The sequence below is a fragment of the Streptomyces sp. HSW2009 genome, assembly GCF_040240285.1.
Classification (GTDB): domain Bacteria; phylum Actinomycetota; class Actinomycetes; order Streptomycetales; family Streptomycetaceae; genus Streptomyces.
Genome location: NZ_JBEHZD010000013.1, coordinates 13411 through 35500 on the forward strand (window position 1 = coordinate 13411; position 22090 = coordinate 35500).

16 protein-coding genes and 1 pseudogene are annotated in these 22090 nt (G+C 71.5%); 9 read left to right on the forward strand and 8 right to left on the reverse strand.

The window, feature by feature from the left end; translation table 11 throughout:
* Positions 1-409: 409 nt before the first annotated feature.
* The gene (locus AAHZ94_RS02095; protein WP_349990094.1) at positions 410-1351 is read right to left on the reverse strand and encodes a metallophosphoesterase; all 942 of its coding nucleotides are present in this window, start codon (positions 1349-1351) and stop codon (positions 410-412) included.
* A gap of 99 nt (positions 1352-1450) precedes the next feature.
* Between AAHZ94_RS02095 and AAHZ94_RS02100 the strand changes: the two genes are divergently transcribed.
* On the forward strand, positions 1451-1915 hold the full coding sequence (locus AAHZ94_RS02100; protein ID WP_349990095.1) for a GatB/YqeY domain-containing protein: 465 nt from the start codon (positions 1451-1453) through the stop codon (positions 1913-1915).
* A gap of 229 nt (positions 1916-2144) precedes the next feature.
* On the opposite strand, the gene AAHZ94_RS02105 is transcribed toward AAHZ94_RS02100, so the two are convergent.
* Positions 2145-4448 (reverse strand): transglycosylase domain-containing protein, encoded by a 2304-nt coding sequence (locus AAHZ94_RS02105; protein ID WP_349990096.1) that lies wholly within the window; start codon positions 4446-4448, stop codon positions 2145-2147.
* Positions 4449-4833: 385 nt separating this feature from the next.
* On the opposite strand from AAHZ94_RS02105, the gene AAHZ94_RS02110 reads away from it, so the two are divergent.
* Positions 4834-5187, forward strand: coding sequence for a WhiB family transcriptional regulator (locus tag AAHZ94_RS02110; protein ID WP_349990097.1), 354 nt, complete (start codon positions 4834-4836; stop codon positions 5185-5187).
* Positions 5188-5858: 671 nt separating this feature from the next.
* Here the strand turns inward: AAHZ94_RS02110 and bagB are convergent.
* Positions 5859-7442, reverse strand: a complete 1584-nt coding sequence (gene bagB / locus AAHZ94_RS02115) for an ATPase BagB (RefSeq protein ID WP_502964561.1) — start codon at positions 7440-7442, stop codon at positions 5859-5861.
* A gap of 205 nt (positions 7443-7647) precedes the next feature.
* Positions 7648-8625 carry an ATPase BagA gene (gene bagA / locus AAHZ94_RS02120; RefSeq protein ID WP_349990099.1) on the reverse strand — a complete coding sequence of 326 codons (978 nt, stop codon included), beginning with the start codon at positions 8623-8625 and terminating at the stop codon, positions 7648-7650.
* A 70-nt stretch (positions 8626-8695) separates the two neighbouring features.
* Here bagA and sp36 point away from each other — a divergent pair, with 70 nt between their 5' ends.
* From sp36 to AAHZ94_RS02150, 6 genes are all read left to right on the forward strand, one after another.
* Positions 8696-8854, forward strand: coding sequence for a Sp36 family protein (sp36, locus tag AAHZ94_RS02125; RefSeq protein ID WP_003956809.1), 159 nt, complete (start codon positions 8696-8698; stop codon positions 8852-8854).
* Entirely contained in the window at positions 8851-9318 is a 468-nt protein-coding gene (locus AAHZ94_RS02130; RefSeq protein WP_349990100.1) for a RidA family protein, read from the forward strand. Before sp36 ends, AAHZ94_RS02130 begins: the two co-directional genes overlap by 4 nt.
* Positions 9319-9610: 292 nt before the next feature.
* Positions 9611-9973 carry a helix-turn-helix domain-containing protein gene (locus AAHZ94_RS02135; protein WP_349990108.1) on the forward strand — a complete coding sequence of 121 codons (363 nt, stop codon included), beginning with the start codon at positions 9611-9613 and terminating at the stop codon, positions 9971-9973.
* A gap of 190 nt (positions 9974-10163) precedes the next feature.
* On the forward strand, positions 10164-10574 hold the full coding sequence (locus AAHZ94_RS02140; RefSeq protein WP_349990101.1) for a VOC family protein: 411 nt from the start codon (positions 10164-10166) through the stop codon (positions 10572-10574).
* 347 nt (positions 10575-10921) lie between these two features.
* A complete protein-coding gene (locus AAHZ94_RS02145; RefSeq protein WP_349990102.1) occupies positions 10922-11998 on the forward strand; it encodes an NUDIX hydrolase in 1077 nt (358 codons plus the stop codon).
* Positions 11995-12825: an MBL fold metallo-hydrolase gene (locus AAHZ94_RS02150; protein WP_349990103.1), complete on the forward strand. Its 831-nt coding sequence runs from the start codon at positions 11995-11997 to the stop codon at positions 12823-12825. Before AAHZ94_RS02145 ends, AAHZ94_RS02150 begins: the two co-directional genes overlap by 4 nt.
* Before the next feature lie 125 nt (positions 12826-12950).
* On the opposite strand, the gene AAHZ94_RS02155 is transcribed toward AAHZ94_RS02150, so the two are convergent.
* Together AAHZ94_RS02155 and AAHZ94_RS02160 are read right to left on the reverse strand one after the other, a co-directional pair.
* Positions 12951-13352 carry a hypothetical protein gene (locus AAHZ94_RS02155; RefSeq protein ID WP_349990104.1) on the reverse strand — a complete coding sequence of 134 codons (402 nt, stop codon included), beginning with the start codon at positions 13350-13352 and terminating at the stop codon, positions 12951-12953.
* A gap of 563 nt (positions 13353-13915) precedes the next feature.
* Positions 13916-17014: an AfsR/SARP family transcriptional regulator gene (locus AAHZ94_RS02160; protein ID WP_349990105.1), complete on the reverse strand. Its 3099-nt coding sequence runs from the start codon at positions 17012-17014 to the stop codon at positions 13916-13918.
* Positions 17015-17236: 222 nt separating this feature from the next.
* On the opposite strand from AAHZ94_RS02160, the gene AAHZ94_RS02165 reads away from it, so the two are divergent.
* Complete coding sequence (locus tag AAHZ94_RS02165; RefSeq protein ID WP_349990106.1) at positions 17237-19666, forward strand: tetratricopeptide repeat protein; 2430 nt, start codon at positions 17237-17239, stop codon at positions 19664-19666.
* A 234-nt stretch (positions 19667-19900) separates the two neighbouring features.
* On the opposite strand, the gene AAHZ94_RS02170 is transcribed toward AAHZ94_RS02165, so the two are convergent.
* The gene (locus AAHZ94_RS02170) at positions 19901-21157 is read right to left on the reverse strand and encodes a hypothetical protein (protein ID WP_349990107.1); all 1257 of its coding nucleotides are present in this window, start codon (positions 21155-21157) and stop codon (positions 19901-19903) included.
* A gap of 203 nt (positions 21158-21360) precedes the next feature.
* Positions 21361-21960 (reverse strand): annotated as a pseudogene (locus AAHZ94_RS02175) (DUF899 family protein); the annotation flags it as partial.
* Positions 21961-22090 lie beyond the last annotated feature (130 nt).

The window sequence follows — 22090 nt, forward strand, 5'->3', positions numbered from 1 at the left end:
CCCACACGCGCCAGCCCCGCCCGCCCCCACACACCCAAGCCCGGCCCCACCACAGCCACAGCCAACCCTGTCGGCGCCGCGTTGCGGGTGGGTGTCCCGGGTGGGTGCCCCCGGGTGGGTGTCGAGGCTGCGGGCGCACAGCCAGCAGCCGACCCGGGACAGGGAACGGAACCCTCCCCCAAAGCGCGGCGCCAGCCAACCAACCGGCCAACCAGCCAGCCAGCCGGCTACGTGAGGCGGATCACAGCCCTAGCCACCGGCCTCGGCCCGCGGCGAGGCCGATCGCCCAAGCCGGCCGCCGCCCCCTCATCGAAAGCCGCCGAGCCCCCGCAGCCACCAAAAAGCACCAACCCCGGCAGCCCCGGCCACCCCGAGGCGGGACCCACCCCGCCCGCCGCTCCCCTCCCCCTCACCCCTCCCGGGCGACAAGCGTCAGAAGCGTCGCTTCCGGTGGGCACGCGAAGCGGAAGGGGGTGTAGCGGTTGGCGCCGCAGCCTGCGGAGACGTGGAGGTAGGCGCGGTTGCCTCCGGCCCGGTGGGTGGAGAGGCCCTTGACCCGGTCCGTATCGAGGTCGCAGTTGGTGACCAGGGCGCCGTAGAAGGGGATGCAGACCTGGCCGCCGTGGGTGTGGCCGGCCAGGATCAGCGGGTAGCCGTCGGCGGCGAAGGCGTCCAGGCTGCGCAGGTACGGCGCGTGGACTATCGCCAGGGACAGGTCCGCGTCCTGCTCCGGGCCGCCGGCCACCTTCGCGTACCGGTCCCGCTTGATGTGTGGGTCGTCCAGGCCGGTGAGCGCGATCTCCACGCCGTCCAGCTTCAGCCGGCCCCGGGTGTTGGACAGGCCGACCCAGCCCGCCGCGTCGAACGTGTCCCGCAGGTCCTCCCACGGGTTGTGGATGGCGCCCACGACCGGCGGGTTCCCGTTCAGGCCGTGTCGGCCGCTGGCCTTCTCCAGCAGGTAGCGGGCCGGGTTGCGCAGCCGCGGGCCGTAGTAGTCGTTGGAGCCGAAGACGTACGTACCGGGGAGTTCGAGCAGCGGGCCGAGCGCGTCCAGCACCTCGGGGACGGCCTCCGGGTCGGAGAGGTTGTCGCCGGTGTTGACCACGAAGTCCGGGCGCAGCCCGGCGAGCGACTGGAGCCAGCGCTGCTTCTTCCGCTGGCCGCGCACCATGTGAATGTCGGAGACCTGGAGCACCCGGAGCGGTTCCATGCCCGGTGGCAGCACCGGGACGCTCACGCGTCGGAGCCGGAACGAGCGGGCTTCGATGCCCACCGAATAGACGAGGCCGGCCGCGCCGACTGCCGTGATTCCAGCGGTGATTCCGAGAGGTACTCCGTATCGCGCACGCATGCGCCCATGGTCGCAGAACCCGCGGCACCTCAAAATCACGGGGCGTCCCGCCGGGAAATCACGGGGCGTTCCGCCGGGGCCCCTGGCAGACTCGACGGCATGACCACGCTCAAGACCAGGCTTCAGAACGACCTCACCACGGCCATCAAGGCCCGCGACGAGCTGCGCTCCTCCACGCTGCGGCTCACCATCACGGCCATCACCAAGGAAGAGGTGGCGGGCGACACCGCGCGCGAGCTCTCCGATGCCGAGGTGGAGAAGATCATCGCGCGTGAGGCGAAGAAGCGGCGCGAGGCGGCCGACGCGTTCGCCGACGGCGGTCGTGCGGAGTCGGCCGAGCGGGAGCGGGCCGAGGGCGAGGTGCTCGCCGCGTACCTGCCCAAGCAGCTCACCGACGACGAGCTGGACACCCTGGTGGCCGAGGCCGTCGCGGAGGCGAAGGCCGGCGGCGCGGAGGGGCCGCGCGCGATGGGCGCCGTCATGAAGATCGTGAACCCCAAGGTCGCGGGCCGCGCCGAGGGCGGCCGGGTCGCCGCCACGGTCAAGCGCCTGCTCGCCGGCTGACCCCGCACCGCCGCTGCAACCCGTCCCGCCGCCGGGGCCTCGGCGCCGGGGATGAGCCCGGCTGCGGCTGGGTTGGTGGGGATCACCGGGTCGGTGGGGGCCGCGGCCGTGCGGCCGTGTCGTGGGCGGCCCGCCTGCCGTGCGCGGGGCCGATCCCGTACGAGCAGGGGCCCGTCCCGTACGAGGATCTCGCCCGCCACCACCTCGCGCAGACGGGCCGGCCGGCCCGCTAGTCCACGCCGGGCCAGTCGCCCCGGCCGCCCCCGTTGCCGCGACCGCCGCCGTTGCCCCGGCCGTTGTCGCGGCCGTCGTTCCAGCCGCCGTCGGTGCCGCCGATGAAGTCCGGCGGGATGCTGATGTCGGGCCACGGGTCCTCGCCGTCGCCCCGGCCGGGGCGCTGCGGCTTCTTGGGCTTGCGCGGCTTGTCGTCGTCGCCGTCGCCCGGCTTGTCCTTGTCCTTCTTCTTGTCCGGGTCGTCGATCTTCACGGTGGTGAATCCGGGCGCCGGCTTGCCCTCCAGGGCGCCGGTCATGGCGTCCTTCCAGATCGGGCCGGGGGTGTCGGCGCCGAACACCTTCTCGTGGTAGACGCCGCCGATGGTGATGTTCTCCATCTCTACGTCGCGCTCGCCGGGGCCGCCGACCCACACCGCGCCGGCCAGGTTCGGGGTGTAGCCGACGAACCAGGCGGCCTTGCGGCCGTCCGTCGTACCCGTCTTGCCCGCGCTGGCCCGGCTGGCGAGGCCGGCCTTCTTGCCGGTGCCGTCCTCGACCACGCCGCGCAGCAGCGTGTTGATGGTGTCGGCGGTCTTCACCGACATGGCCCGCGAGCACGTCGACTCCGGCACCTTCAGCTTCTTGCCGCCGGGGCCGGTGATCGAGTCGATGAAGACCGGCGAGCAGTAGGTGCCGCGGTTGGCGAAGGTGGCGTACGCGTTGGCCATGGTCAGCGGGGACATGCCCTCACTGCCGAGGGTGATGGACGGCACCTGCTTGAGCTTCTCGCCGTTCGCCGGGCGCACGCCCATCTTGTCGGCCAGTTCGGTGACCGGGCAGACGCCGATGTCGCTGATCAACTGCACGAAGTAGGTGTTGACCGACTTCGCGGTGGCCTCCGGCATCCGGTACGGGCCGACCTCGCTGCGGTTCTCGTTCTGCACCGTCTCCTGGTCCCCGGCGTTGCTCCAACTGCCGTTGCAGAGGGAGACGGGGCTCGGGTACTTCATCCGGTACGGCGATGAGTACCGCTGGATGGGGGACTTCCCCTTCTCCAGGGCGGCTGCCGCGGTGATGGGCTTGAACGTCGAACCGGTCTGGAAGCCGAAGTTCGAGCCGCCCATCCGCCGGTCGGCCGACAGGTTGATCTGGGTCTCGTTGTCGCCGAACCCGTACGGCCGCGACTGGCCCATGCCGATCACCCGGCCGGTGCCCGGCTCGACCAGGGTGACGGCGGTGGCGACCGAGTCGGTCTGGTAGACGTGCTGGCGGATCGACTGCTGCACCGCGGTCTGCGCCTGCGGTTCGAGCGTCGTACGGATCGTCAGACCGCCCTGGTTCCAGCGCTTGGCGCGGTCTTTCGAGGTCTTGCCGAAGAGCGGGTCGGTGAGGAAGACCTGGCGCACGTAGTCGCAGAAGAAGCCGGCGCCGCGGACGGCGGTGATGCAGCCGTTCTTGGGGCGGCTGACCTTCAGGCCGAGCGGCTTCTTACGGGCGGCTGCGGCCTGCGCCGGGGTGATGTTCTTGACGTCGGCCATCCTGCGCAACACGGTGTTGCGCCGCTCCAGCGCCTCGTCCGGGTTGTTGACCGGGTCGTAGCGGCTCGGCGACTGGACGAGGCCGGCGAGCAGCGCGGCCTGGTCCAGGGAGAGGTCCTTGGCGCTCTTGCTGAAGTAGCGCTGGGCCGCGGCCTCGACGCCGTACGCCTGCTGACCGAAGAACGTGATGTTCAGGTAGTTCTGGAGGATGCGCTTCTTGCCGAGTTCCTTCTCGACCTGGATCGCGTACTTCAGTTCCTTGATCTTGCGGCCGACGCTCTGTTCGGTGGCTGCGGCGAACTTGCCCGAGTCGTTGCCCGCCTCTTCGATGAAGACGTTCTTCACGTACTGCTGGGTGAGCGTGGACGCGCCCTCGGAGACGCCGCCGGACTGCGCGTTCTTGTTGACCGCGCGCAGCACGCCCTTGAGGTCGACCGCCCCGTGCTCGTAGAAGCGGGCGTCCTCGATGGCGACGATCGCCTGCTGCATGTACGGGGAGATGTGCGGGAGGTCCACCACGGTCCGGTCGCGCGAGTAGATCTTCGCGATCTCGTTGCCCTTGGCGTCCAGGACGGTGGTCCGCTCGCTGAGCGGGGGCGTCTTCATGTTGGCTGGTATTTCGTCGAAGCCCTCGACGGAACCCTTGGCCGCGAGGCCGATGACGCCCGCGGCCGGCAGGGCGAGGCCGGCCAGTACGGCTCCGGCGAGCACGCTGACACCGAGGAACTTCGCGGCCTGCTGGGTCGTGGTGAGACCGCCGCCGGAGCGCTTCTTTGCCATGGAGGCAGCCTACGTTCTCATTCGCCGGACAGGCGCCCACCTGTTCGCATACGCTGTTTCACGCCAGCCCCAGTCGTACGCTGCCGCAACACCTCAGCCGTCACTCCTGTGAGTGATGAGACCTGTCCGCATTGCCGCATCTATCGGCAGATGCCCCTATTTGCCATGGGGGACCTGTACCGCATTGCCGGAAAAGACGGTAATGCCGTCAGCTCACTCCGTTGGGTGATCTGCCGCGTACGCATAGTCCGTTCGGGCCATTCAAGATTGGGCCCGCAGGGGGTGTTGCGCCCTGCCTGCCTTCCGTAACGTCCTCAACTGGCGACGGTGAATATGCCGTTTGTCGCCGTGGGGGAGCCTCAATTCGGGAGAGGACGGCGCCAGCATGGGCTGGGTAACCGACTGGAGTGCGCAGGCAGCCTGCCGCACTACCGATCCGGATGAACTTTTCGTACAAGGTGCAGCACAGAACAGGGCCAAGGCGGTCTGCACCGGCTGCCCCGTGCGCACCGAGTGCCTCGCGGACGCCCTGGACAACCGCGTCGAGTTCGGCGTGTGGGGTGGGATGACCGAGCGGGAGCGGCGAGCGCTGTTACGCCGACGACCGACGGTCACCTCCTGGCGCAGATTGCTGGAGACCGCACGCACGGAGTACGAGCGCGGTACGGGCATCCTGCCCGTCGGGCTCGACGAGGACGAGTACGACCCCTTCGACAACGACTACGCCGCGGTCGGTTAGCGAAACGCCCGCCGACGGGCCGTTCCGCTTTCCCGGTGCAGGCGCCCACTGCCGGGCGCCACTGGGCCGACCCCGGATTCCGGATACCGATGCGGGCCGCGTGCTGACGTGGTCCGCCGCGGTGGTGGTGCGCGTGGTGCCGGTGCGGTGGTGCCGGTGCGTGGTCGCAGCGCCCGGCATGTCCGGTCGGCGTGCCGTCCGGCCTCCGCGCTGCGTCCGGCGTCAGCACCGTACGGGGCTCGTGTTGTCATGAACCTCGCGCCTCGCGTCGCCGTGGTCCCCGGCCCCGCGCCCCGTGTCGTGTCCTGCGTCCATCGGCCGCGTCGCCGGGCGTCCGGCCTCGCCCGGTGTCCGACCTCGTACGACGTCCCTACCGTCGGCGTCCCCGTATCGTCGCTGTTCCTGCACCACCGCCATCCCCGCGCCGCTGCCGTCCCCGTACCGTGGGCGTCCGCGCACCGCGGGCATCCGTGTCGTACGACCTCTCCGCGCCCGTCCGCTGGCGTGTCGTCGTGTTGCTCCCCCATGACGGCGCCGCAGTGGAGGGGCGCTTCTGCATGCATGGTGTGGGTGGTGTGACGTGAGGGGCGGTGGGGCAGCTCTGCGAGGCCGCTGCCGCGGGATCAGCTCTGCGCGGCCGGCCCTGCTCGATGCGGGCCGGCCCTGCTCGGTCAGCCCTGCTGGGTGGCGAGGCGTTCGCCCACCGCGCGCAGCCCCGACAGGTCGTGGACGTCGCCGGGCAGCGCCGCGACCTCGGCCACCGGGACCTCCGGGTGCAGGGCCGTGAAGCGGTCCCTGGTGCGCTGTTCGCGGGCGAGCAGGGACATCCGCTCGGCGTGCAGCAGCAGGAGCCCCGCGGCCAACTCGTGGACGTCGGCGTCGCCGGCTGCTTCGGACCCGTCGGCGGTCCCGTCCACCGAGGTCTCCGGGGGAGTGGCGGCCTCGGTGTCGGTGGCCGGGTGGGTGCCGGGCTCCGGTGTCGCGCCGGGCGACGTACTGGCTGGTGTGGGAGGTGTAGCGGTGGCGTGCGGCCCCTCGTCGTGAGCGAGTGCATCGGTGGGGTCGGTGCGCTCTGCCGTGTCGTACGGGATGCGGGTGGTGGGCTGGGAAGGACTGTCTTCCCCTTGCCCGGTGGGCCGATCGATAATGCCGTCGGCGGTCAGATTTTCCTTTGAGTTGACCGGGGTTCCGGCTGCCGTGCCCGGGGTGACCGCCCCCTCGGCACTGCCGTCGGCCCCGCTGTCAGCCTCACCACCGGCGATGCCCTCGCCCACGATTTCCCCGCCTTCCGCGTCCCCGCCCGTCCGCTCCTCCCCCGCCGCGGCCTGCAAGCTCTCCGCGGCGGCCAGCGCCCGCGCGGCGGAGTGTTGGGCCGCGCCGCTGCCGTGCACCCGGTTCAGTACGAGGCCGGCCAGCGGCATCCGCTCGGCGGCCAGCCGCTCGACGAAGTACGCGGCCTCGCGCAGCGCGTCCCGCTCCGGCGCCGCCACCACGAGGAAGGCCGTGCCGGGGGCCTGGAGGAGTTGGTACGTGGCGTCGGCGCGGGTGCGGAAGCCGCCGAACATGGTGTCCATGGCCGCCGCGAACGTCTGCACGTCACGCAGCAGTTGGCCGCCGAGCAGCTTGCTCACGGTGCCGGTCATCATCGACATGCCGACATTGAGGAACTTCATGCCGGCCCGGCCGCCCACCTTCGCGGGCGCCATCAGCACCTTGATGAACTTGCCGTCGAGGAAGGAGCCGAGTCGCTTGGGCGCGTCCAGGAAGTCCAGCGCCGAGCGGCTGGGCGGGGTGTCCACGATGATCAGGTCCCACTCGTCGCGGGCCCGCAACTGGCCGAGCTTCTCCATCGCCATGTACTCCTGCGTGCCCGCGAAGCCGGCCGACAGGGACTGGTAGAAGGGGTTGCGCAGGATCGCGGCGGCGCGTTCGGCGTCCGCGTGCGTCTCGACGAACTCGTCGAAGGTGCGCTTCATGTCCAGCATCATGGCGTGCAGTTCGCCGCCGGCCGCGGCATCGATGCCCTTGACCTGGCGGGGAACGTTGTCAAGCGAGTCAATCCCCATGGACTGGGCGAGCCGGCGCGCCGGGTCGATGGTGAGCACGACGACCTTGCGGCCCCGCTCGGCGGCGCGTACGCCGAGGGCCGCCGCCGTCGTGGTCTTGCCGACCCCGCCCGCGCCGCAACACACCACGATCCGGGTCTGCGGGTCGTCGAGCACCGCATCGGCGTCCAGCCGTGGCGCCGGGTCCATCGTCATGCCGCCTCCTGCCCGTACGTACGCCTGACGCGCGGGTGCGCGCCGTACGCCGTGCTCGTGCCGTACGCCGTGCTCGTGCTGTTCTTCGTGCTGGTGCGGTGGGGCCGGTCGGGGCCGGGTGGCTGGTTCACGCCGCGTGACCGGTTCGGTGCCTGGACGGGTGCGGCCTGGGCTGGTCGGGGCGTCGGGTGGGGGGCGCTCACGCCAGCCACTGCTCTCGGAGGTCGGCCGCGAGGCGGTAGAGCCCGGCCAGGTCGACGCCCTCGGTGAGCTGCTCCAACTCATGGGTGGGCAGGCCGAGTCGGGCCAGTTCGGCGCGTTGGGCGCGCTCCAGGCCGACCCGCTCCGCGTGCTCGTGAGCCTGCTCGATGAGCGGCTCGACCAACTGCTCGGCCCGGCCGCCGGGGCGCGCCGAGCCCAGCCCGGCCGCGGCGAGCGCGCGGGCGATGCCGGCGCGCCCCTCGGTCGCGGCGAGGTCGACGGCGGTGGCGTCCAGGATCGCCGGCCGGACCATGTTGATGACCACGGCGCCGACGGCGAGGTCCTCGTCCCGCAGTTCGGCGATGCCGTCCACGGTCTCCTGGACCGGCATCTCCTCCAGCAGCGTCACCAGGTGTACGGCCGTCTCCGCCGATTTGAGGACCCGCATCACGGCCTGCGCCTGGTTGTGTATCGGGCCCACCCTGGCGAGCCCCGCGACCTCGTCGTTGACGTTGAGGAAGCGGGTGATGCGGCCGGTCGGTGGCGCGTCCATGACGACCGAGTCGTACGCGAACCGGCCGTCCTTGCCCTTGCGGCGGACCGCCTCGCACGCCTTGCCGGTCAGCAGCACGTCCCGCAGGCCGGGGGCGACCGTGGTGGCGAAGTCGATCGCGCCGAGCTTCTTCAGCGCCCGGCCCGCGCTGCCCATCTTGTAGAACATCTGGAGGTAGTCGAGCAGGGCGAGCTCGGGATCGATGGCGAGTGCGAACACCTCGCCGCCGCCCGGCGCGACCGCGATCTTGCGCTCCTCGTACGGCAGCGTCGCCGTCTCGAAGAGCTGGGCGATCCCCTGCCGGCCCTCCACCTCCACCAACAGCGTGCGCCGGCCGCCGGTGGCGAGGGCCAGCGCGAGTGCCGCGGCGACCGTGGTCTTGCCGGTGCCGCCCTTGCCACTAACGACATGGAGCCTGCTCACGTCTGTGAGCCTAACCAGTCCCCTTCCGGGCTACGCACGAGGCTCCCGGCCAAGGCATTACAGTCGCCCCATGACCAAGTGGGAATACTCGACCGTGCCGCTGCTCGTCCACGCGACCAAGCAGATTCTGGACACCTGGGGCGAGGACGGCTGGGAGCTCGTCCAGGTCGTCCCCGGCCCCAACCCCGAGCAGCTCGTGGCCTACCTCAAGCGCGAGAAGACCGCGTGAGCGCCGTCGAACAGCGGATCGCCGACCTCGGGCTGACGCTGCCCGAGGTGGCCGCGCCGCTGGCCGCGTACGTCCCGGCGGTGCGGACCGGCCCCTACGTCTACACCGCGGGCCAGCTCCCGCTGGTCGACGGCCAGCTCTCGGTGACCGGCAAGGTCGGCGCCGAGGTCACCCCGGACGAGGCCAAGGAGCAGGCCAGGCTGTGCGCGCTCAACGCGCTGGCGGCCGTCAAGTCGCAGATCGGCGACCTGGACCGGGTGGTCAGGGTCGTCAAGGTGGTCGGGTTCGTCGCCTCGGCGGCCGACTTCACCGGCCAGCCCGGCGTGCTCAACGGCGCGAGCGAGCTGCTGCGCGAGGTGCTCGGCGACGCGGGCGTGCATGCGCGCAGCGCGGTCGGCGTCGCGGTGCTGCCGCTGGACGCGCCGGTCGAGGTGGAGATTCAGGTCGAGGTCGCGGACGCGTAGCGCTGGCGCTTGGCGTTGGGGTCGCCTCTGGCGCTTGGCCTTGGCGCCGGCTCTGGCTCTGGCTCTGGCTCTGGCTCTGGCTCTGGCTCTGGCTCTGGCTTAAGGGTGTGCCCCGGCCGCGGGTGCGTGGGCGTACGTCGTCCGCGCCCGGGTGTGTTTCTGTTTCGTCCGTGGGGAACGGGCGCGTGGCCGTATCGGCTGCGCGCCCGTTCTGCGTCTGCTCTGCCTGTGGTGTGCGGCGGCGTGGTGGGATGGTCCCGTGAGCCGCGCCGTGGAAGACACCAACCGCCGCATGCTGCGGGCCAGGGACGCGATGGACCGGGCCTACGGGCAGCCGTTGGACGTGCCCGCGCTGGCCCGGATCGCCCATGTGTCGCCGGCGCACTTCGCGCGGGTCTTCCGGGCGACGTTCGGCGAGACCCCGCACCGCTACTTGCAGCGCCGTCGGGTGGAGCGGGCGATGTTCCTGCTGCGGGAGAGCGACCGCAGCGTGACGGACATCTGCTTCGCCGTCGGCTTCGGCAGCCCCGGCACCTTCAGCCGCACCTTCCGCGACATCGTCGGCACCTCGCCGCGCGACTACCGCAAGCGGGCGGTGGCCGCGGGCGTCCCGACGTGCTTCACGATGGCCTGGACCCGGCCGAGCAGCCCCTGAGCCCGGGCAGTCCCCGAGCCCGGGCAGCCGGGCGACGCTGTGATCGGGGCGGGCCGGCCATGCTGCGGCCGGGCGCTCCCGCGGCCGGGCACTCCCGCAGCCGGGCGGAGCCGACGCCTCGGCGGAGCCGACGCCCACCTCAGCAGTTTTGGATAAGTTTTCGGCCGCGCCGCTCAGTAGCGTGAGGGACATGTTCAACGCCATCACGCAATCGCAGATATACGTACTCGACCAGGACGAAGCCCTCGACTTCTACGTCGGCAAGCTCGGCCTTGAGGTCGCCGCCGATGTCGAACTCGGCTTCATGCGCTGGCTGACGGTCGCCGTTCCCGGCCACCCCGAGCGGCAGATCCTGCTGGAGAAGCCGGGCGCGCCGGCGATGTCGGAGGAGACCGCGGCGCAGGTGCGCGACCTGGTGACCAAGGGGGCGATGGGCGGCTGGCTCATCCTCACCACCGACGACTGTCGGGGCACGTACGAGAAGTTGCTGGCCCAGGGCGTGGAGTTCACCGAGGAGCCCACCGAGCGGCCGTACGGCACCGACTGCGGGCTGCGCGACCCGTTCGGCAACCGCATCCGCTTCACCCAGCCGGCCGGCTGAGCCCAGGACCAACCCACCGGCCACCGGACGAGCCGCCCGCCCCCGCGCGCCCCCGGGGCCGGGCCCCCCCCCCCCGCGGGGCCCGGCCCCCCCCCCCCCCCCCCCCCCCCCCCCCCCCCGCCCCCCGCCCCCCCCCCCCCCCGGGGGCCCGGGCCCCCCGCGGGGCCGACACGCACGACCGGGGGCGAGCGCCACGCCGTGGCCAGGCTCCACACGGGGCCGGGCCGCACGCCCGCTGCCGACCCCCGCACCACCGCACCACCGCACCACCGCACCACCGCCAGGCTTCACGCGGCCGTCACGGTCACCCCTCGAACATCTGCGTACCAGCGCATACCATCCGGCCCATGTCCCCTACGAATGGTCTGGAGCCCGGGGCGCCGAAGGCCGGGCCTGCCGAGGCCGGCGGTACGCCCGTACGGCAGGCTGCGCCGGCGGCGACCGGGGCCGCCCGGCCGAGCCCCGCACAGTGGTACCCACCGGAGTGGCCCGACCGCATCCGTGCGCTGACCGCCGGCGAACTGGAGCCGGCCGCTCCGCGCCGGGCCGCCACCGTCCTCCTGCTGCGGGACACCTCCGAAGGACCCGCCGTCTACATGCTGCGCCGCCGCGCCTCCATGGCCTTCGCCGGGGGCGCGTACGCGTATCCGGGCGGTTCGGTGGACGCCCGCGACGGGGAGCGCGACACCGGCTGGGCCGGGCCGTCGCGCGCCGAGTGGGCGCGGCGGCTCGGGCTCGGCACCGACGAGACCGCGGCGCAGGCGATCGTCTGCGCGGCGGTGCGCGAGACGTTCGAGGAGGCCGGCGTGTTGCTGGCCGGGCCGGACGCCGGGACCGTGGTGGCCGACACCACGGGCGATGACTGGGAGGCCGACCGGGCGGCGCTGGTCGACCGCGAACTGTCCTTCGCCGACTTCCTCGCCCGCCGCTCGCTGGTGCTCCGCTCCGACCTGCTCGGCGCGTGGGCGCGCTGGATCACCCCCGAGTTCGAGCCTCGCCGCTATGACACCTTCTTCTTCGTTGCCGCACTTCCCGCAGGTCAGCGCACCCGGAACGCCTCCACGGAGGCCGACCGCACGGTGTGGATCAGGCCGGCGGACGCCGCCGCCGGTTATGACCGGGGCGATCTGTTGATGATGCCGCCGACGATCACGACGCTGCGGGAACTCGCCCCGCACCGGGCGGCGGCCGGCGCGCGGGCCGCCGCGCCGGGCCGCGACCTGGCGCCGGTCCTGGCCCGCGCCACGCTGCGGGACGGGGAGATCGAGCTGAGCTGGCCGGGGCACGAGGAGTTCACCCGGCGCATCGATCCCACGCAGCCCACGCACCCCGTACGCCCCACACAACCTGCGCAGCCCGCGCAACCCGCGCAACCCACAGCCGTTTCCTCCCCTCCCGCAGCCACGGACGGAGCCAGCGCATGACGGACGCAGCAGCACTCCCGGGCCAGCCGCGCGGCGGTGTCATCGCCGGGCCGGCGACCGAACGGGCGCACTGCGTGCTCGCGCCCAACCCGTCGGCCATGACGCTCGACGGCACCAACACCTGGATCGTGGCCGAACCCGACTCCGACCGCGCCGTCGTCATCGACCCCGGGCCGCTGCACGAGGCGCACCTGGCCGACGTCATCGCGACCGTCGAGCGCGCCGGCCGCCGGGTCGCCCTCACGCTGCTCACCCACGGCCACCCGGACCACGCGGAGGGCGCCGCCCGGTTCGCCGAACTGACCGGCACCGCGGTACGCGCCCTCGACCCGGCGCTGCGCCTCGGCGACGAGGGCCTGGGCGCGGGCGACGTGGTCACCACCGGCGGCCTCGAACTCCGCGTGGTCCCCACCCCCGGCCCCACCTCCGACTCGCTCTCCTTCCATCTGCCGGCCGACGGGGCGGTCCTCACCGGCGACACGGTGCTGGGCCGCGGCACGACGATGGTGGCCCACCCCGACGGCCGACTCGGCGACTACCTGGACTCGCTGCGCCGGCTGCGCTCCCTCACGGTCGACGACGGCGTGCACACGGTCTTGCCCGGCCACGGCCCCGTACTGGCCGACGCCCGCGGCGCGATCGAGTTCTACCTGGCCCACCGCGCGAACCGGCTGGCCCAGGTGGAGACGGCCGTCGAGAACGGCCACCGCACCGCGTCCGAGGTGGTGGCCCACGTCTACGCCGACGTGGACCGCACCCTGTGGCCAGCGGCCGAACTCTCGGTCCGGGCCCAGCTTGAGTATTTGCGGGAGCGGGATTTGGTGTGAGGGGGGCCGGCGGGCCGGCCTTGTGGTCGGGGGCTCACTGATGGCCCCGACCTACGTCCTCCTCCTCCCGTCGGTTCGTCGCCTGGGGGTGGGGGTGTGGCGGATTACGCGTGGGGGCGGGCCGGTTACGTGGTGCCGGGGCCGTTGAAGGTGAGGCCGTTGAAGTCCCGCCCCTGCACGATCGGTCCGTGCTGCTCGCCGCCGCTGACGGTGTTACGGGTATCTCCGTCGCCGGTCTGCGCGGCCTGCGCCTGCTGGGTCCACTCCGCGAGCGAGAGCCGGAACTGCGGGTCGTCCTCCGCGCGCTGGTGCAGGGCCTGGAGCAGTGCGTGGGCCCGCTGGGCGTCCTCGGGTGCGGCGGCCAAGGCGGCCAACTCGTCCTCCCCCGTCGCCGGTACGGGGTCGCTCGTCCCGCTCTCGGGGCGCTGCCTGACCAGGGTGTGCAGTGCCTGCCATGCGTGCTGGCCGGCGGCGCCGGCCACGCCGCTGGCCATCGCGATGAGAATTTCCACCGATATCGGGTCCATCTTCGTCTCCCTCGGCAGTCTGTTTCCCGTTTCATGGTTCCAGATTGGCCGGATTTACGGGAGTCGAGAAAGCCGCCCCAGCATCAAGCGGAATTCGACTTCTCACATATCCGCGAGGGCGCCGCCCCTTCCGAGTCGCTTCCTCACCCGCCGGAACGACCCCATGACAGGCATCGGACACGTCGCCCAAAACAGACATGCGGCACCGAGACGCCAAAGGCGTATCGATGCCGCACTTCAGGACCCGTCAGGCCGTAACGCCTGGTACGGGAGCTCCACTCGCCGCGACGAAAGCGATACACGTGAAGGCGGCGAGGGCATGGAGCGTTCGAACTAGCACGTTACTTCTTTCTTCGTAGCAATGAGATGAAAAGAAACGTTTCAGGACCCGTCGGGCATGGCCTACTGGCGCCCTCGTTTCGTAATGAGCGTACCCCATTACATCCACGCCGAGCGACTCACACGGATAGCCTCCGCTAGGGGCCCAGCGCATTAACGCAGCTAACGGCGGCAGACCGCATCTGCTTTCTCCAGCGCCCGTGCCGGGAATACGCAGGGTTAGTTTATCTTTCCAGTTCCTGCGGAGTTCCCAAAAACTGCCGGAGGGCAGTCAACGCATTCGCGGCACGCTCGGCCTCGACCGGGGCTCCGATGCGCCGGCTCACCGACAGGCTCTCCTCCAGGTGCCCCACCGCCAGCTCCACCAGCCCCAGAAGCTGTTCAGTGCATGCCAAGTCGTACAGCACCTCTATCTCCTCACCAGCGGCCCGGATGCGGCGGGCCAGCATGAGCGCTTCGGTGTGGAGTTGCAGGGCTCTTTCCCCGTGCCCGGCTAGACGATGGGCAAGAGCGATGCTGTTGAGGGCTATCGCCTCCGAGCGTTGATCCCCGATCTCGCGCAGCACGGGCAGCGACTTCCGGCAGAGGGACAGCGCCTCGTCCGCCTCCCCCAACGAAACGAGGGTCCGGGCCAGATTCATCTGGACGACGGCGCGGTACCTTCTGCTTCCCGATCTCTCCACAATTTCGAGAACGTCCCGATAGGCGCGCTCAGCGGCCACTGGACGGCCGGCTTTACCGTGCAGTTCGGCTACATTGTTCAGGACTACGCATTTCCCCTGCGTATGCCCCATGGAATTGAAGGCAGCCAGCGCCTCCAGAAAGCATTCGAGCGACTCGTCAAGCTCCGCCATGTGGAGGTGCACGATGCCCAACATATTACGACTACGGGCGATCTGAAACGCATCCCCGGTCCTCAACATCGATTCCACAGAACGCTGCTGGAGCGCCTGGGACGAGGCATATTGGCCCGTCTGCCAGAGTGAAATGGAAAGCTGGTGCGCACTCTCCCCCTCAAGTTTCGCGTCCTTGAGGAATCGGGCGGACTCCAACGCCTCCCGAGCCACCGCAATGCTCTCCTCATACCGCGACCCGTGGTTGTGAATGACGCTGAGGTCGAGCATCGCCCGCGTGCGCGCGGCGCCGTCGCCTTCGGCGTCCCAGTAGGCGACGGCCTGCCGAAGCAGCGGCTCGGCCGTGGCGAGATGGCCTTCCATGCCCAGGAAGCCCGCCAGCACGTGCACGACCATCGGGAGCTGGCAGCCGGTGCCGTGCTGCACGACCCAGTTCAGCGCGTCCAGCAGGTTGGGGCCCTCGGTGATCAGCCACTGTTCAGCCGTCTGCGCGTCGGTGACCTCGAGGTCGGCGGCGAGGACCGCGGACAGGTCGCATTCCATGCGCGAGCGGTAGGGGTACGCCAACCGGTCCGCGGCGTCCGCCGCGCCCACGTAATAGGCGACCACGTCCCGTACGGCCCGCTCGGACTCCTCGCGGGACTCGACTTCACCGCTCTCCATCAGCGAGCGCGCGTACCTGCGGAGCAGATCATGCATCGTGAAACGGTGCGGCGTTGGCTCCGAAAGCAAATGCTGAACCAGTAGCTCTTCGACGACCCGTTCCGTCACGGCGAGCGAGAAGCCCGTGACGGCGGCGACTGCCGGCGCTCCGAAATCCACCCCGCCGAGCAAACCAATACGCCGAAAGACCCGCTGCTGTTCACCGGAGAGCGCACGATAGGACATCTCAAACACATGAGCGATCGATCGCTCACCATCGCGCAGTTCGGCGAGGTACCTGCCGCTGCCGGTCAACTGCCGCAGTAGGTCGCCGGTGCTCCAGGAGGACCGGGCAAGGAGTCGGCTGGCAGCTATCTCCACGGCAAGCGGGAGATACCCGCATATCCGCACGATTTCCGCTACTTCTCCTTCTTTGGCGTCCGGCCGTGCCCCCACTCGCTGATGAAAGAGTTCCATCGCATCCGTTTGCGACAGCACGCCGAGCGAGAGGGCCCGTACGCCGGGCAGCCCGGGTAGCCGGCGGCGGCTGGTCACGATGACCGCCGTGGGCGAGCCTCCGGGGAGGAGCGGCCGGACCTGGTCGGAGTCGGCCGCGTCATCCAGGATCACCAGCATCCGGCGGTCACGCGCGAGACCCCGCCACAGCGCCACCAACTCATCTAGCGTGTGCGGGAGTTCCTTGACATCCATGCCCAGCAGACGGAGGAGCTCGGTCAGCAACCGGGCGGGCTGCGGCGCGGCCCGCCCCGGCGCGCGACCGCCCAGGTGCAGGAAGATGCGCCCGTCGGGAAAGCGCTCGCGCAGTTGGTGCGCCACGTGCACGGCGAGCGACGTCTTGCCCACCCCGCCCATTCCGTTGATGGCCTCGACGGTGACCACCATGGCGGCGGCCCCACCGCCCTCGGTCAACGCCGAGCCGAGGCGGCAGAGTTCATCGCGTCTGCCGACCCACGGAACGTCACGCGGGAGGTTGTCGGGGACGGGGTGCGGGGCGCGCGGGCGCGCGAGTTCCGCGCTCCGGGCCAGCCCCGCGCTCCGTCGCTGGATGAGTTCGGCGGCCGGCGCCCCGGCCAGGATCGCCTGCTGCACCCGGCGCAGGCGTCGCCCCGCGTCCAGACCGGTGTCGCGCGCGATGCGCTGCTGCGTGGCGTGCAGCAGCCTGGCCGCCTCGGCCGCCCGACTTCCCCCGTACAGCGCGATGGCCAGCCGCTCGGTCAGCGCTTCGTCGACGGGGTGCCGATGCACCAGCGGGGTGAGTACGGGGATGGCGTCGACGTACCGTTCCCTGCTGATCAGGATGTCGGCCCGGGCCATCGCCGCGGCCAGGCACGTCTCGGTGACGGCGGCGCGCAGTTGGTCGGCCCAGGTGCCGCCGATGCCGGCCAGGGCCTCCCCCCGCCACAGGCCGTCGGCCCGCTCCAGGATGCGGAGGGCGGCCTCGTCGTCGCGGCTGTCGCGCAGCGACCGTCCGCGATTGACACAGGCCGTGTAGTGACAGAGGTCGACCAGTTCGGGGTCGACGTTCAGCACGTACGAATTGGTCAGGCTGGCGATCTCCGGGGCGTCGCTGCCCGCGATGCTCAGCGCATGGCGCACCCGTGAGATGTGGACGTGCAGGGATTCTCTGGCCTTCTTGGGAGGATGGTCGTCCCAGACGCGGTGGACGAGTGACTCCATGCTCACGGTCCGACCGGCGTCCCAGGCCAGCGCCGCCAGGGTCAGACGGGTCTTGATGGAACGGAGTTCGCCGCGTTGGCCGGCCGCCCACACTTCGATCGAACCCGAGAGTCGGATCTCTAACGCCACCAGCGCACTCCCGCAGGCAGGGCCCCTTGTTAGCCGTACCGTCGAGGTTCCCACGAGGGTTCGTTACCGACCATACGAGGACGAAAGCAAGTCTGAAATTCTTCGAGGAGTGGACGATTCCGTTCATCCTGCTGATCAGTGCTGAAACCTTCCCGCTTCTGGCAGCGCTCCCTCCGGCGCCTCCGGAACGGTGCCGAGCCGGCCGTCCAAGGAGCCCTGCGCATGCCGAGTTCCCCGCACAGCAGCCCCGACGACCTGCTGTTCCTCCTGTTGACACACAGTCTCGATGAACACTCGCCGGCCTGGCGGGAGTTGGCCATCACGGTGGCCATGGCCCGTACGGAAGACGACGTACTCCCCCTACTGAACCTCTCCCGTACGGCACCGCAGCAGCGACGATCCGCGTGTCAACAACTAGCTGAGAAATTGCGTCAGATGTGCGCGCACGACGCGCTGTTGGCGGGCGCCGTGACCGCCTGGATGCGGCGTCACGGCAGGCCACGGGCAGACCCCGAGGGGGCGGCCACGGTGAATGAAATCGGCGGCAGTTCCGTGATACGGGGGCCCGCCATCCAAGCCCGCGACATCCACGGCGACCTGCACTTCCACCTGCCGCCGACCGACGAGGCACAGCACAGGACCCGCCAGCGGCAACTGCCGCCCATATCACCCCTGTTCGTCGGACGCGAAGCGGACCTGCGAACTCTGGACAGGTTGCGGGACGCGTCGTCGCCGCACGGACCGCGACTCGTCGTCACCGGCCTGCCCGGCGTCGGCAAGACCACGCTCGTCGTCCGCTGGCTGTTGCAGCAGACCGGCCGCTTCCCCGACGGCCACCTCTACGCTGACCTGGCAGGAGACCGGCCAGACGGACCCGAAGGCATCGGCTCCCCCGATGCGGTCACCGAGCGGTTCCTGCTCGCCCTCGGGGTACGGCGCATCCCGTCCGACGCGGTCCAGCGCACCGCGCTCTGGCGGTCGGTGACGGCGGACCTACGGCTCGCCCTGGTGCTCGACAACGCCCGTACGGCCGCCCAGGTGCGTCCGCTCCTACTCACCTCGTCGACCGGCACCACCGTCATCACCAGCAGGAGCGCACTGACCGGCTTGCAGGTCGACGGGGCGCTGGTGCATCGACTGCCCGCGCTGGCCACGGACGCCGCGGTCGAACTGCTGGCGGTTCGACTCGCCGCCCGCGTGGCCGAGGAACCGGTAGCAGCACGCGAGGTCGTCACCCTCTGCGGGCATCTGCCACTGGCCCTGTGCGTGGTCTCCGCACAGCTCGACCCCCGCCCGCACCGTTCCCTATCCTCCCTCGCCGGCACCCTGGCCCAGGGCCACGGCGCCATCGACCAACTGCACGTCGACGGGGAGGCCACCATGCGCATCGCGTTGGATTCGTCGTACGACCTGCTGGCGGACGAAAGTGCCAGCTTGTACCGGAGGATGGGGCTGCTGCCCACCGACCGCTACGACCTGTTCCTGCTGGCGGCCGTCGCCGGGCGGGGGCAGGAACAGGGCGCCATCCACCTGCTCGATCTCGCCGTGCAGGGCCTCGTGGAGGCGAACCTCGTCGAAGAGGTCGGCCCTGACACCTACCGGTTCCACGACCTGGTCCGCTCCCACGCCCGCCTGCTCGGCGAGGAACGGGAGGCCGGCGGCGCGCAGGAGGAGGTGCTGCACAGGTTCGTGGAGTGGTGTCTGTGCACGGCCGCCAGCGCCGAGGCCATCCTCACCCCGAGCCACCGGCTGGCCGGGCACGACGTGCGGCCGACCGGCGTCAACCCCACCCCGCTGGCCGGGCCCGCGGAGGCGCTGGAGTGGTTGGACACCTACCGGCACGCGCTCATGGAAGCCATCCGGCACTGCGCCCGGGTGGGGTGGGACAGCTCGTGCTGGCGCCTGGCCGATGTGGCGTGGCCGCTCTTCCAGCGGCTGCGCCCCACCGAGATGTGGACCGAGGCGTACCGGCTCGGCCTCGATGCGGCACGCAGGAGCGGGTCCCGGGCGGGCGAGGGACGCATGCTCAGCTCGGGCGCGATCGCGCTGCGCGACGCGGGCCGGTACGAGGAGGCCACCGGCTGGTACGAGCAGGCCCTCGACCTGGCCCTGGCGGACGGGGACGCCCGCCAGCAGGCGCAGGCCCTCAACGGCCTCGGCCACCTCCACCTGCTGGCCGGGCGCTTCGACGACGCCAGGGCCCACCTCGAACGCGCCCTGGCCATCAGGGAGTCCATCGGCTACGAGCGAGGGGCCGCGCTCTCGCTGCGCCGGCTCGGTGAGGTCGCGCTGCACTCCGGTGACCTCGCGGCAGCGGCCGACCACCTCCAGCGGGCCAGCGACCGGCTGGGGGCGATGAACGAGGTGTACGAGGCGACGCGGGCCCAGGCCCTCCTCGGCCACGTGCTCGTCCGCAGCGGCGACCAGGCGGAGGGGGCGCGGCGGCTGCGGCTGGCGCTGGCGCGCTTCCGGAGCGGGAACTCCCGCTCGGAGCACTGGGAGGGGAACTGCCTGGAGTGGCTCGGCCTGGCCGCGCAGGCCCGCGGCGCCCGGGAGGCGGCGGCGGAGCACTACCGGGCTGCGGCCGAGGTGTTCCGCCGGCCCGACCCGGGCGCCGCGGCGCGCCTGGAGGACCGGCTGCGGCACTTGTAGCCGCCACAGCCGGCCCCTTGCACCCATCCCCAACTACTGACGCGGCCATGACATCAACAACGATGACGGCGGTCACGGCAGTAGATGCTTCGCGCGCCCCTCGTACGGTCAGCGTGCACACCGACCCGGTCCGGCCTTGAGGGCCCGCCCGCAGGCATCACCACCCGCGCCGCGATCCGGGCCCGCGCGGCCGGAGCCGGTCGGGGAGCACGCCCCGACACCGCACGAGGGGCCCTACGCGCCGACGGCCCGCCCCAGCCACTCCTGGTTGACGGACAACTCCCACTCCGCCAGCGGCGACGGCTGCGGCAACGGGGGCACGACCACCGGCCGGGCCGGCTCCCCGAGGCCGAGCAACTCGTAGACGAGCGCACGCATCCGCTGGTGGAACTGGCCCGGCGCCGAAGACAGCGAGGCGGCCACCCGCTCGTACTGCCCGTGCCGGCGGGTCTGCGCGGCGTACTGCAACTGGGCGGCCAGCGGGTGCAGGGGCGAGACGACCGGCGCTGCGGCGGCCAGCAGGGCCGCCGGGGAGTACGCCGCGATCTCGCGCTGCGGGCCGGACGTGAGCAGCATCGTGGCATCCGTGAGGGTGCCGTACGCGGACAGCGACCCGTGGTCCCCGATGACCCAGTCAGCGGAGATCAACAGCGACTGCCAGTCGACCTCAGGGGGGACGACCGCCACCCCACGGCCGCCACAGCCGGCGAGCCAACTGTGCACCTGCCACGTGCCGTGCCCGGCGAACACATTGGGATGGAGCAGCAGGGCGACCCGGTACCCCGCCGGAAGCTGCCCCAGGAGTTGGGGCAGCAGCGCGTCGATCCGGCCGAAGGCCGAGGCCGGCCCCCAGGTCGAGGAGACGACGACCAGCCGTTCGCCGGCCGCCAGGCCCAGGGCGTCGCGGTAGCGCTGGCGGTTCGGCGCGGCGGCCAGGATGCGGTCGACACAAGGGTCCCCCGCCACCCGCGCCACCGGCAGGGCCTCCGGGCAGGAGCGCGCCAGTTCCTTCAGGGACCTCTCGTGTGCGTAGACCACCGCGGCCGGCACCACGCGCCCGTCGTGCAACAGGTGCTGCCGGCTGAGCATGCCGGGCCACCTGGTTTCGCCCGGCGCCAGCAGCGAACGGTCGGTGAGCAGTTTGTTGTGGCCGGCCCCGTGCGAGATGCGCACCACCGGGGCCCGCAGTTCGTGCACCCCGCGGGACCCCGCCGTCAACGCGAGGTCGAAATCGGCCCGCAGCGCCTCCTCCCAGGGCACGGGCGTGATGCCCAGGCTCCGCAGATAGTGGGTGACCCCGTTGCCGAAGGCGTGCGGCGGGGCCGTGAAGACGACCTGGATGCGCAGGTCGCCCTCCAACAGGTTGAAGACCTCCTTGAGCCGTTGGGCGAAGGTCATCGTGTGGACGAGCACGAGCACGCGCTTGCAGTCCCGTACGGTCAGCCAGTGTCCTTCCTCGATCAGCGCGGTTTTCGTCGTTGCCGCGGACATTGCGATCCCCCATCGCTCGTCTCGGGTGGAGCGGTCGGGGGAGGATTTCCCTGCGGACACGTCGCTTTCCTTGCAGGGGCCTTGCAGGGCCCTTGCAACACCCTTGCCGACCTGGTCAGCGGCGGGTTTCGGCTGGTTCTGGCGCTGCCGAGCGCCGCTGCCGCGCCCCGCTCACACCGGCGCGCGACAGCCGGCCGCCCCCGCTAACCGGCCCGCCCCACCCCCACCGCGTGCCCCGGCTCGATGCGGGACCACTGCGCTGTGGGACGGCCGTTGGTGCGCAGGTGCTCGCCGTCGGACTGCCAGGGCTGGGGCCAGTGGGTCGGGGAGTCCTCCCAGCTCTCCTGGCGACCGTGGGCGGTCAGGTCGAGGAGGTGGTAGGTGGGGGACATCACCTCGACGCCGCGGCCGGTGGTCCAGTACGTCTCGTAGACCCGGTCGCCGTCGCGCAGGTAGCAGGCGAGCAGGAACGGGCCGCGGCCGGCCAGGAGCGCCTGGGCGCCCTCCTGCACCGAGTACCAGGGCACCTGCCAGCCCATGAAGTCGCGGTAGTCGGCGCTCTCCTCGTACGGGCCCTGGCAGAACGTGGCGTAGGTGACGCCGCGCGCGTGCAGGTACGACAGTTCGCGGACCTGGCTGTTGTAGAAGGTGCAGCCGGAGCACTGGTCCGCGGCCGGGTGGCCGGTGTGCCACATGTGGTAGTAGGCGATGAGCTGTTGCCGGCCGTCGAACGCGTCGAGCAGGGTCACCTGCCCGTGCGGGCCGATCAGGGGCGCCGCGGCGTCCACCTCCACCATGGGGAGCCGGCGGGGGGGGGCCGCGCCGCGGAGGACCCCGCCGCGGGTGGGGCGGGGGGCGGGGGGCGCGGCGGAGCGCGTCCGGCCGCCCGCGGGCGGCGGGGGCGCGCCAGAGGAGGTTTAAAAGGAAACCCAC